We start from the raw sequence: 11179 nt of genomic DNA, 5'->3' as shown, positions 1-11179 counted from the left end.
ATGTGGTATTTAGCTTTAATACTTATGTTTATTAATATTGTATTTTACTACTCATCAAAAAGAGATTCCAAATATAAAGAGGGTAATTTATTTTTAGTAACTATCCCTGAATATACAATTGAATCGATTGATGTTCAAAAAATAATTATATCTTATAATAGACAACTAAATATATTATTAAATATCTCTTTTATTATATCTATAATCTCAATTTTATTATTTAATTTATTTTCACCATTAATAACTGTATTTATATTTTTTGTGTTAATTTTTATAAATACAGTTATCATGCAAATTCCTTTTAAAAAAGCTAGAGAAAAATTACTTAAAATTAAAAAGCAAAATAGTTGGTTAATTTTAAATGACATAAAATATAAAATTGATTTAAAAGCTTCTTCTCCTTATATAGAACAATCTACTTTTAAATTAAAGCATTTCTATTGTGTTATTATAATTGATATTTATATTTTTTTTTAATGATAAAATATAAAGCTGATGTTATAATATATCCCTTTATAATTTTACAAATGATTATATTATTAACTGGTCTAATTTTTATTAAAAAACTGAGAATTCAGACATTTTGTGAAAATAATGAAGCAAATATCATGATTAATTTAAATCGCAAACAAGTTTTCTATGACTGTCTTTTTTGTTTAACTTTAAGTGATGCTTTATTTAATTTAGTAATACAATTATATCTATTAGAAATGTTTAAGTTTATATATATAATATTTGTAACTATCTTGTCCTTTATCACTACTATTCTTATGTTATATAAAATAAAAGACTATCATAATAAAAAAACCGAACTACTTTCACACTATAATGAATGTAGCTATAGCTTATCTAGTGATGATTGTTGGAAAATCGGTTTAATGGGACCTGCTTATTACAACCCTTATGATCCTCGGACACTAGTTTCAATGCCTGGTGGTATGCAATTAACTTTTAACACTGCAAAAAAGGGTTATCGGTATTTTATTATTGGATTTATTTCTGTTATCCTTTGTTTTTTAATCTGGATATTTGGATATCCATACTATTTAGATGTAACAAATAATATAGTTGATTTGTCACTTCAAAATAATAAAATTATCGTTACTAGTGAATTTTATAACTTTGATATTGATATAGCTAAAATAGAAAGACTTGAAATTACAAATAATTTAGGTGATGGAAAACGTATAAATGGCACTGATACAGGAATTTATGCTAAAGGAGAGTATAGATTTGAAAAATATGGTGATTGTAAGGTTTATCTTGCCAGCTTACATAAATGTTATATTATCATTTACACTAAAGATGATATCTATATAATAAATGATGATGATATTGAAGATACTAAATCCTTCTATCAACAATTAAAAACGAAACAATAAGCTCATAACTTATTAGTATTTTTGTATTAATCATTAAGTAATTGTTAAAGTGATAAATAAACATACATTTTCAACTTATGATACAATAAAGACGAAATTAAATAAGTAGACATTTTCTATAAAATATATTTGGAGGCAATTATGAATAAAGAACAGATTTTAACTTTTTTAAATAATGATTTTGTAACAAATGGTGTAATATATTTTAATGACAATATCCCTAGTCAAATTGGTAATGCAATATATCTGTATGGAGATAGTGATATTTTAGAACTTGTTGCGTTTATTGATAACAGTAAAGAGTTAGACGGTAGTAAAGGAATGATTATTACTACTAATAAAGTTTACTTCCAATTTGATATTAAAGGCTGTTTTAAGTACGATAATATTACTAAATTAGAGTTAGAAAACTCTAAATCACTAGCTTATATTACCACTGATATTTGTAAATATTGTTTTGATAATTCTTTTATCAACAAAAATAAATTTATTGAACTATTAGCAGCTATAACAGATTTAGATGTCAAAATGATATTAACTAGTCATGAGAAAGTTGCTTATTATATACCAATTATTTTAGAAGATATTATAAATGATGAATATGAAGATATTATTCTTACAAACCAGGATCAGCAAAAAATTAAAGATTTTTATCATGATCTTGAATTAATAAAAAAACTTGATCCTGAAAATCAACTGTTAGAATTAGAACTTTTATGTAATCAAGCTTTAGATTTTTTTAATGCCCTTGATCTAGATAGTGAAGAAATTGATGTACTTTTAGAGCTTCAAAAGGAATTTAATGATAAAAATAAGCAAGATGAACAAATGTTTGAGGGAGCCGAAAAATATTATGATGATATGATACATAGATATCAAGAAGGTAATCCAGACACGTTAAATTTAATTAAAGGAATGATGAAAGCTTTGGGTATTAATGAAGAAGAGTTAAAAGGAAAATCACCTGCAGAATTAAATCAGTATATAGAAGATTTATGTACTAAATTTGGGGTTTCTAAATCACAAATAGAGAAACTATCTAAAAAATTTAATTTATAAAAATAAAAAGTCTAAACTATTGTGTTAATTATAGTTTAGCTTTTTATATACTAATTACATCATTTCTAGATAGGTCATTGCATAAATCTATCAATTATTTAGTTATAAAATTCTTCAAAAAATTAAGTTACTTTACAAACAGACTTTATCTATTTAATAATATTTTAGTACTAAATTACACTTTAAATTCATTTATATATTTAATTCAAAAAAATAACAGATCAAAAAGACCTATTATTTGTAATTTAAATTTATAACATGATTTTCAATTTCTTTAATTATATTTTTAAAAAATTCATCATCACGACCAGTAGGATCAGCCAAATCCCAACTTTCATCAAAATTTCTACCAATATATGGACATTTTACATCACATCCCATTGATATAGCAACATCAACTTCTGGAATATCAGTAATTAATTTACTGTATTGTGTTTTTTCCATATCGATTTGATAAAGTTCTTTCATAATTCTCACTGCATCTTGATTTATTTGATCTTTTAATACTGTACCACATGAATAAAAATCATACTTATTACTCATTAATTTTTTACCTAATGCTTCAGCAATTTGACTGCGACATGAATTATGAACACATATAAATGCAACCTTTAATTTCTTTTCCATATTCTTTTATAATTTCACTTCCAATATGTGCTTAACTTCAGCTACAGATAATACCTTACCAAAAGATACAACTTCTCCATTTAAGACCAATGCTGGTGTTGACATTATACCATAAGATGCAATTTGGGCAAAATCTGTTATATGGTCTATTGGTAATTCTATATTCATTTCTAATATAGCTTGTCTTACAGACTCCTCTAGTTTATTACATTTTGCACATTCTGATCCTAAAATCTTAATCCCTAGTTCATTTTTTATTTCTTCTGCTTGTTTTATTTCATCCACTGAACATTGACAACAACTCTTCTTTTTAAATAATTTCATAACGCTTTCTCCTTTACTTTTCAAAATCAAATTTTGATTCAACATTTAATATATATGAATCTTTTTCATCTTGTTTGACCCTCATCCATTTTTGATCAAGATAATCATTAATGATTTCAATAATTTTTTTAATTTGATACTCTTCCCCATCTCTCCTTAATCTTAAACCTGTACAAGTACATCCACCTAAAGCATGAAGTGAATATTCTATTGCCTGTTCCTTTAAAAGTTGATTTATTTCAACAACCATATTAAAGTTCACAACATTAACCATTATTTTATCTCCAATCTAAATTAATAAAAATGAAAAGATATTAAATAAATATCCAACTAAAATTATACCTACAGTACAAATTCCTATAAACAAGCCCAATAACTGTGGTTTTATTGCTTTTTTCAACATAATCATTGATGGTAAACTTAATGTTGTAACTCCCATCATAAATGATAAAACTGTTCCTAGTAAAGCTCCTTTTGCAAGTAAAGCTTCTGCAACAGGAATTGTACCAAATATATCAGCATACATTGGTATACCAACAATCGTTGCTAATATAACTCCTAATGGATTATTTCCTCCCAAAACACTCTCTATCCAAATTTCAGGTATCCAATTATGAATGACTGCACCTATACCAACACCTATTAATATATACAGAAAAACTTTTTTAAGTGTTTCAACAACCTGATCTTTTGCATAAATCATACGTTCTTTATAAGTAAGTGCAGGAGAATTTATATCTACAGCACTAGCATTCATAATAAAACTTTCTACATGTTTTTCCATATGCAATTTTTCAATAATTGTTCCTCCAACAACCGCTATCACTAAACCAATAATAACATAAGCAATAGCAACCCTAACTCCAAAAACACTCATTAATAATACAAGACTTCCTAAATCAACCATAGGTGATGAAATTAAAAATGAAAAAGTAACTCCTAATGGTAACCCTGCACTTGTAAATCCAATAAATAACGGAATTGATGAACATGAGCAAAATGGAGTAACTGTCCCCAACAAAGCCGAAACAATATTTGCAGTTATTCCATGAAATTTTCCTAATATTTTCTTGCTTCTTTCTGGTGGAAAATAACTTTGAATATATGAAATAATAAAAATTAATAAACATAATAAATAAGTTATTTTTAATACATCATAAATAAAAAACTGAATACTTCCGCCTATATGACTTGTTATATCAAATCCTAAAGACATAAGAACTGTTCCTATTAAATCATTCAGCCATTTCATTCCTAGAACTTGATTTTGAATAAATAACCATAATTGTTCCATACCGCTCTCCTTATATCGATAATTTTCGATTTATATTTTTTTATTTTAGCCACCGTTTTGGTGGCTTTCTTTCTATTTATTTCATTTGACTAAGATAATCAATAGCTATTTGGATCCCATCTTCTGACAAAGAATAGTGTGACCATTTTCCTTCTTTTCTAACATTAACAATTCCTGAGTCTGTTAATATTTTCATATGATGTGACAATGTTGATTGACTAACATCTAATATATCTAAAAGTTTACATGCACAATATTCTCCTACCTTTAATATGTCTAAAATTTTTAGTCTATTTGGATCACAAAATGCTTTAAAAATTCTAGCATCTTTCTCATAATCTTTTTCCACGAATCCACCTCACATTCATATTCTTCGATATAATCTTATCAAACATATCGATAAATGTCAATGTTTATATATTTAATATCTCATACTTTCTAACATAAAAAAACAGCTGGATATGAGTCTTCTTCTCCTATCCAACATCTAGTTATATTATAAAATAAAAAATCAAATTTATTTTATGATTCTATTTTCCAAATAAACACCACTGAACCGCTTGCACTAATATCTTCCGGTTCTATATCAATAGCTTCGTCATTCTAGCACCAACTTTTTTGGTATCTGTTAATTTCTTCAAAATCAAGTTTTCCATTTATTCCATTAATTTCTCTGATACATTTTACTCTTAATTTTTTAAGTGTATCATTATCTATATCTACTGTTGCTGATAAGACATTCATGATCATAGATAATTCAACAGTATTCTTAAATAAACGTTTTGAAATCCTATCTTCACTTACTTTAATCATTCCATTCATTGCCGATGAAATAGACAAGGGAAGATACTGTCCTTTATTCATGGAATCATTATATTCACTATAAAATTTTATTGCCTGTTCAATAAATTCACTTCTGCTTTTACAGTTTGCTTTTGATTTCATATCGTCAAGACTGTTCATAATATTTGGTGATAACCATATTGTACTTCTCTGTATCTTTTCCATAACACTCTCCATTCTTTATAAAACAAAAAACCACTTATTAAATTAAGTAGTTATTTCATCTTAATATATTTTAAATTATAAAATCAAATGTATGTTGACATAGTTTTTGACATAAACTATAATGTAATTGAAAAGGAACAACCGATAAGCGGTTATGCCTTGGGTTTTTATGAAGTAATAACTACCTCACAGTTTTCCAGGCAAGAGGTAGTTATTTTTTGTTTCCTTTTATAATTTCAAGGAGTAGTGTTACAACAATCGATATAATTATCAATACTAATGATAATATTTCAAAATCGCTCATGTGCACCACCTCCATTTAAACAAATTTCTCTTAAAGAGATATCTATATAAACAGAGTTTTCGATCTCTGGTCTATCGACCAAAGCATAACCACCTACCGTTATGGCTGTTCCGTATTTGATTATAGCATTACAGTCTACATTATTCTACATATTTTTATTCATTTTTTGAATGAGTCACATATAACAACCCTCATTAAGGCTTAAACACTCATAGTTCTAATTCTTTTGAATATTTATTTTTTCTTTCCATTATAAAAGCCTCCTGTATCAGTGTTTAATTATTTACGCTGTCTACTGGGAGGTCATCATAGATAATTCAACAGTATTCTTAAATAAACGTTTTGAAATCCTATCTTCACTTACTTTAATCATTCCATTCATTGCAGATGATATCGATAATGGAAGATACTGTTCTTTATTCATGGAATCATTATATTCACTATAAAATTTTATTGTCTGTTCAATAAATTCACTTCTGCTTTTACAGTTTGCTTTTGATTTCATATCATCAAGACTGTTCATAATATTTGGTGATAACCATATTGTAGTTCTCTGTATCTTTTCCATAACACTCTCCATTCTTTATAAAACAAAAAACTACTTATTAAATTAAGTAGTCATTTCATCTTAATATATTTTAAATTATAAAATCAAATGTATGTTGACATAGTTTTTGACATAAACTATAATATAAATGTAAAAGGAACAACCGATAAGCGGTTATGCCCTGGATTTATGAAGCAGAAATAACTACCTCACTCGTCAAAGTTAAAGGTAGTTATTTTTTGTTTCCTTTGATTATCTCAAGGAGTAGTGTTACAACAATTGATAGGATTATCAATACTAATGAAAGTATTTCAAAATCGCTCATGTACACCACCTCCGTCTAAACAAATTTCTCTTAAAGAGATATCTATATAAACAGAGTTTCCGACCTCTGGTCTATCGACCAAGGTATAACCACCTACCGTTATGGCTGTTCCGTCTTTGATTATAGCATTACAATCTACATTATTCTACATATTTTTGCTCAATTTTTTTGAATGAGTCACATATAACAACCTTTGTTAAGGCTTAAACACTCATATTTTTTAAAGTATAACGCCAGTTATAACCATCTAGGTTACAACATGACGTCTTTTTTTGTTGGAAAAAGCCTTGAAACAACGGGCATTGCCCGTTGATGTGCTGTGAAGCGACCTCGCTTCTTTAACCTGCATACGCAATTTTGTTGTTGAAACAACCTTATTCATATAACAAAATGATGTGGATATTGTTCTATTTTTCAATTTCTTTTACATTTTGCCACATGTCTTTCAAATATAAGAAAAGGTTGGTCCTATGTCAAGAATTAGGACTAACTAAATGTAAGAAATTTAGTTAGTTTACTCTAACACATATCTCATCTCATACTCATTTGGTGATAAATAATCACAATGCGAATGGATTCTTACTGTATTATAGAATCCCTCCAAATATTCAAACACCAGCTGGTATGCATGTTTATAGTTCATTATCTTAAATCTGTTTAGCCACTCTCTTTTTATTACTGCATGATATGATTCTATACATGCATTATCCCATGGATTCCCTTTTCCTGAATAGCTTCGTATCATCCCCTTTGTCAATTCTTTATATTTTTGTGATGTATAGTGTACTCCACGATCAGAATTATACTGAATTCGGTATAACAGTGATCGAGGCTATCAATACACGAGTCCTGTATTTCAGAACCAACTAAAAGAACAGGAATGATACAGTCAATGTCAAGAGTAGCATGTTGTTTGGATAATGGACCAACAGAAGGACTTTGGGGGATAATCAAGACAGAGATGTATAAGATGTATGAGATATATGACAAAGAAAGTTTAATAGAGGCAATTGGTAATTATATAAATTTTTATAATTACCAGCGTTATCAGGAACGTTATAATTCAAAAGCACCAATGGAAATAAGAATGGAAGCTATGAATACAGTAAAGCCTAAACAATATCCGATTGCATTTAATCCAAGAATAGCAAAGTATCATGAATTACTAAACAACTTAAAAACCCAATCAGAGTAATACCAATTGGGTCATCAACTTTATTTATTTTGTGTGTCCACTTGACTGGGACCAGATCACTGTAACTGTTTTTGTTTTTATATTAGTACTTTTATCCATATACTAGACTCCTTAATATTTTCAGCAACATTATCTTTTAAAAATAATAAAATATCTAGTCTTGTATAATTAATCAGTTAGAGTTAACATAGTAGTTTCTTAAATTTAGATAAACTAGAATTCTGCTATTTCATTTTTTCTTGGCACTCACTACATTCTCTATCGTGAATAGATATAATTCCACCACATTTAGAACAAGTATATTTTATTTTCTGCTGTTCCATGAAATGATCCAAATCTTGTTCTTGAATAAAATGACTATTTTCTATGAGGCTTACTTGATATCGTTTGTTATAGCTTTTTTCAAGATTTTTAATCAATTTACATGGATATTCAGTACATTCAAAACAATAGGATAATGCTTTTGCTTTGATACAGTCCTTTATTTTACATTTACGACAATGTTCAGGTTTCCCTTTGTCACTGTTTAAGCACCCAGCACAAGTTTTTTTATTGTAACAATGCTTATAACAAACCTCACAATTCATTCCACATGGAGCAAACATGCTTATATCAATTTTTTCTGGCATTTTCATGGTTGTTTACTCCTTTCAGTAAAATTCCAATTTATTAACTTCCTTCTTCTATATTACTATATCTCTAAATCTTTAACAATTAAATTCATCTTACTGACATCCATCAAAATAGAACTTTTTGCCAATTTTCAATTTATGAAATTCTTTTTTTATTATTGTAACACAGAAAATTTATACCAACAATTACATCCATTCTTCAAATTATTTTTCAAAATAAAAAGCAGATATCATCTATGAAATCTGCTTACTTTTCACGGAAAATTTACGGAAATTTATGGAAAAAATCCATTTTTACGGAAAAATCAATGATTTTTATCTACTATGTGTATGATACTTATACAATGTAAAAAGCATTGATTATATCGCATAAATTCCAATTATATATATGCTGTACAGCACTTATATAAGGATATGATTATTTATTTCTTTGTTTCATCTGAGGAAAAAGAATGACCTCTTGGATACTTTCTTGTCCAGTTAATAGCATTACTAATCTGTCAATTCCCATACCCATTCCACCTGTTGGTGGCAATCCATATTCCAATGCTTCTACATAATCTAAATCCATTTCATTGGCTTCATCATTTCCCAACTCTTTTTCTTTTAATTGATTAGCAAATCTTTCATATTGATCAATTGGATCATTTAATTCAGTAAATGCATTAGCATACTCATTACCACAAATAAATAATTCAAAACGTTGTGTAAAACGTGGATCTTCTAGATTCTTTTTAGCTAGTGGTGAAATTTCAATTGGATGCCCATATACAAATGTAGGTTCAATAATTGTTTCTTCAACATACTTTTCAAAAAATTCATTAATAATATGACCATATCCAAAATGTGGTTCTACATCAATATTATGTTCTTCAGCTAACTTTTTAGCATCCTCAAAAGATAATCGATCAGCAAAATCTATTCCTGTTTTTTCTTTGATTGCATCAGTCATAGAAATACGTTTAAAACCTGGTGCTAAAGAAATCTTATTTCCTTTATATTCAATATCATATGTTCCACACACAACATTTGCAGCATTAGAAATAATACCTTCTGTTAAATCCATCATCCCCTCAAGATCACTAAATGCCTTATATACTTCAATAGTAGTAAACTCAGGATTATGTGTACGATCCATTCCTTCATTTCTAAATAAACGTCCAATTTCATATACTGCATCCATACCACCAACAATTAACCTTTTTAATCCTAATTCAGTTGCAATACGTAAATAGAAATCCATATCTAATGTATTATGATGAGTAACAAAAGGTCTAGCACTTGCCCCACCTAAAATTGGATTTAAAACTGGTGTTTCAACCTCAACATAACCTTTATCATCTAAATAATTTTGAATTGAACGAATGATTTTTGGTCTTGCAAAAGCAATTTTACGAGCTTCCTCATTCATGATCAAATCAACATATCTCCTACGATAACGTTCTTCAACATTACTCAAACCATGATATTTTTCTGGCAATGGGCGTAATGCTTTAGTTAAGTGGGTATATTCTTCAACTTTGATTGAACATTCACCTGTATTAGTCATAAATACAGTTCCCTTAACCCCAATGATATCTCCGATATCACCTTTTTTGATTATTTCATAAACATCTTCACCAACAGCATCTTTACGTACATATAATTGGATTTGACCATCACGATCCTGGATATGCATAAAACATACTTTTCCTTTACGACGCTTTGTCATGATTCTTCCAGCCACTTTTACTTCTACTGCCATTTCTTCTAATTCTTCATGTGTTTTACTACCATAAGTTTCCTTTATTTCTTTTGAATATGCAGTAACATCAAATCTTTGACCAAAAGGATCTATCCCTTTATCAATTAATTCTTGTAATTTCTCACGACGAACTAATTCTTGTTCGCTAAACTTTCTTTCTTCCATTTTATCCTCCTAATATATAAAAAACTCTCATCCCAAAGGGACGAAAGTCATCGTGGTACCACCCTATTTCATTAATAAGTCACCTTATTAACCTCATCAACTATCAAATAATAGTTTTGCCTATAACGTGGCCTACGTTATCTAATCAATGTTAATATCCTAGATACAGCTCCTAGTCTTTTTTCATTATACCCTACATTATCTCTTTTCACCAACCGAGACTCTCTAAAATGTACTAATATAATTACTCCTCTATTCATCGCCTTTATTTATCGTTGTAATCTTAACTTATCTAGCCATTCTTGTCAATATCAATCTTTCCAATACCACCATTTTAATTTACTAGAATCAGGATTAGAGGTATTTGCATAGTAAACTATCATACGATACATATATAATTGACAACGATCAATCTTTTGTTTTCTTATTTCACATTCTTTTTCATACATCAATTCTGGATCTGCATCTTGTAATGACTCTAATGTATCATAACCAATCAACTTTAACGATGCTTCCGTTGCTTTACCAACATATGGTATTTTTAAAAGATCACTCATTATATATCACCCCACT

15 protein-coding genes and 1 other annotated feature are annotated in these 11179 nt (G+C 28.0%); of the genes, 4 read left to right on the top strand and 11 right to left on the bottom strand.

Annotation, left to right across the window (positions count from 1 at the left end):
- The first annotated feature begins 24 nt into the window (after positions 1-24).
- From BMW96_RS08330 to BMW96_RS08320, 3 genes are all read left to right on the top strand, one after another.
- Positions 25-477, top strand: coding sequence for a hypothetical protein (locus tag BMW96_RS08330; RefSeq protein WP_143050726.1), 453 nt, complete (start codon positions 25-27; stop codon positions 475-477).
- A gap of 131 nt (positions 478-608) precedes the next feature.
- Entirely contained in the window at positions 609-1382 is a 774-nt protein-coding gene (locus tag BMW96_RS08325; RefSeq protein WP_157796042.1) for a PH domain-containing protein, read from the top strand.
- A 141-nt stretch (positions 1383-1523) separates the two neighbouring features.
- The gene (locus BMW96_RS08320) at positions 1524-2441 is read left to right on the top strand and encodes a hypothetical protein (RefSeq protein ID WP_092354383.1); all 918 of its coding nucleotides are present in this window, start codon (positions 1524-1526) and stop codon (positions 2439-2441) included.
- A 234-nt stretch (positions 2442-2675) separates the two neighbouring features.
- On the opposite strand, the gene BMW96_RS08315 is transcribed toward BMW96_RS08320, so the two are convergent.
- The 8 genes from BMW96_RS08315 to BMW96_RS08280 form a co-directional block, all read right to left on the bottom strand.
- Entirely contained in the window at positions 2676-3068 is a 393-nt protein-coding gene (locus BMW96_RS08315; RefSeq protein ID WP_092354381.1) for an arsenate reductase/protein-tyrosine-phosphatase family protein, read from the bottom strand.
- Positions 3069-3074: 6 nt separating this feature from the next.
- Positions 3075-3392, bottom strand: coding sequence for a thioredoxin family protein (locus tag BMW96_RS08310; protein ID WP_092354379.1), 318 nt, complete (start codon positions 3390-3392; stop codon positions 3075-3077).
- A gap of 13 nt (positions 3393-3405) precedes the next feature.
- Entirely contained in the window at positions 3406-3666 is a 261-nt protein-coding gene (locus tag BMW96_RS08305) for an RDAC family protein (protein ID WP_092354377.1), read from the bottom strand.
- A gap of 15 nt (positions 3667-3681) precedes the next feature.
- Positions 3682-4686: a permease gene (locus BMW96_RS08300; RefSeq protein WP_092354375.1), complete on the bottom strand. Its 1005-nt coding sequence runs from the start codon at positions 4684-4686 to the stop codon at positions 3682-3684.
- Between the two features lie 76 nt (positions 4687-4762).
- Complete coding sequence (locus BMW96_RS08295; protein ID WP_092354373.1) at positions 4763-5035, bottom strand: ArsR/SmtB family transcription factor; 273 nt, start codon at positions 5033-5035, stop codon at positions 4763-4765.
- 254 nt (positions 5036-5289) lie between these two features.
- On the bottom strand, positions 5290-5694 hold the full coding sequence (locus BMW96_RS08290) for a ribbon-helix-helix domain-containing protein (protein WP_092354371.1): 405 nt from the start codon (positions 5692-5694) through the stop codon (positions 5290-5292).
- Between the two features lie 596 nt (positions 5695-6290).
- Positions 6291-6566, bottom strand: coding sequence for a ribbon-helix-helix domain-containing protein (locus tag BMW96_RS08285; protein WP_092354369.1), 276 nt, complete (start codon positions 6564-6566; stop codon positions 6291-6293).
- An 818-nt stretch (positions 6567-7384) separates the two neighbouring features.
- Complete coding sequence (locus BMW96_RS08280; protein WP_218139417.1) at positions 7385-7615, bottom strand: integrase core domain-containing protein; 231 nt, start codon at positions 7613-7615, stop codon at positions 7385-7387.
- Positions 7616-7831: 216 nt separating this feature from the next.
- Here BMW96_RS08280 and BMW96_RS08275 point away from each other — a divergent pair, with 216 nt between their 5' ends.
- The gene (locus BMW96_RS08275) at positions 7832-8065 is read left to right on the top strand and encodes an IS3 family transposase (RefSeq protein WP_418361235.1); all 234 of its coding nucleotides are present in this window, start codon (positions 7832-7834) and stop codon (positions 8063-8065) included.
- Between the two features lie 224 nt (positions 8066-8289).
- Here the strand turns inward: BMW96_RS08275 and BMW96_RS08270 are convergent, their stop codons facing one another.
- The 3 genes from BMW96_RS08270 to BMW96_RS08260 all read right to left on the bottom strand — a co-directional run bounded on the left by BMW96_RS08270 (position 8290) and on the right by BMW96_RS08260 (position 11163).
- Positions 8290-8700 carry a DUF3795 domain-containing protein gene (locus BMW96_RS08270; RefSeq protein WP_092354365.1) on the bottom strand — a complete coding sequence of 137 codons (411 nt, stop codon included), beginning with the start codon at positions 8698-8700 and terminating at the stop codon, positions 8290-8292.
- A gap of 415 nt (positions 8701-9115) precedes the next feature.
- On the bottom strand, positions 9116-10606 hold the full coding sequence (gene lysS / locus BMW96_RS08265) for a lysine--tRNA ligase (protein WP_092354363.1): 1491 nt from the start codon (positions 10604-10606) through the stop codon (positions 9116-9118).
- Between the two features lie 33 nt (positions 10607-10639).
- Positions 10640-10875 (bottom strand) — a binding site (T-box leader).
- Positions 10876-10917: 42 nt separating this feature from the next.
- The gene (locus BMW96_RS08260; RefSeq protein ID WP_092354361.1) at positions 10918-11163 is read right to left on the bottom strand and encodes a helix-hairpin-helix domain-containing protein; all 246 of its coding nucleotides are present in this window, start codon (positions 11161-11163) and stop codon (positions 10918-10920) included.
- Positions 11164-11179: the final 16 nt, after the last annotated feature.

Origin of the sequence: Thomasclavelia cocleata (genome assembly GCF_900102365.1) — a bacterium.
Taxonomy (GTDB): domain Bacteria; phylum Bacillota_I; class Bacilli_A; order Erysipelotrichales; family Coprobacillaceae; genus Thomasclavelia; species Thomasclavelia cocleata.
This window is presented reverse-complemented; position numbering and strand designations above follow the sequence as displayed.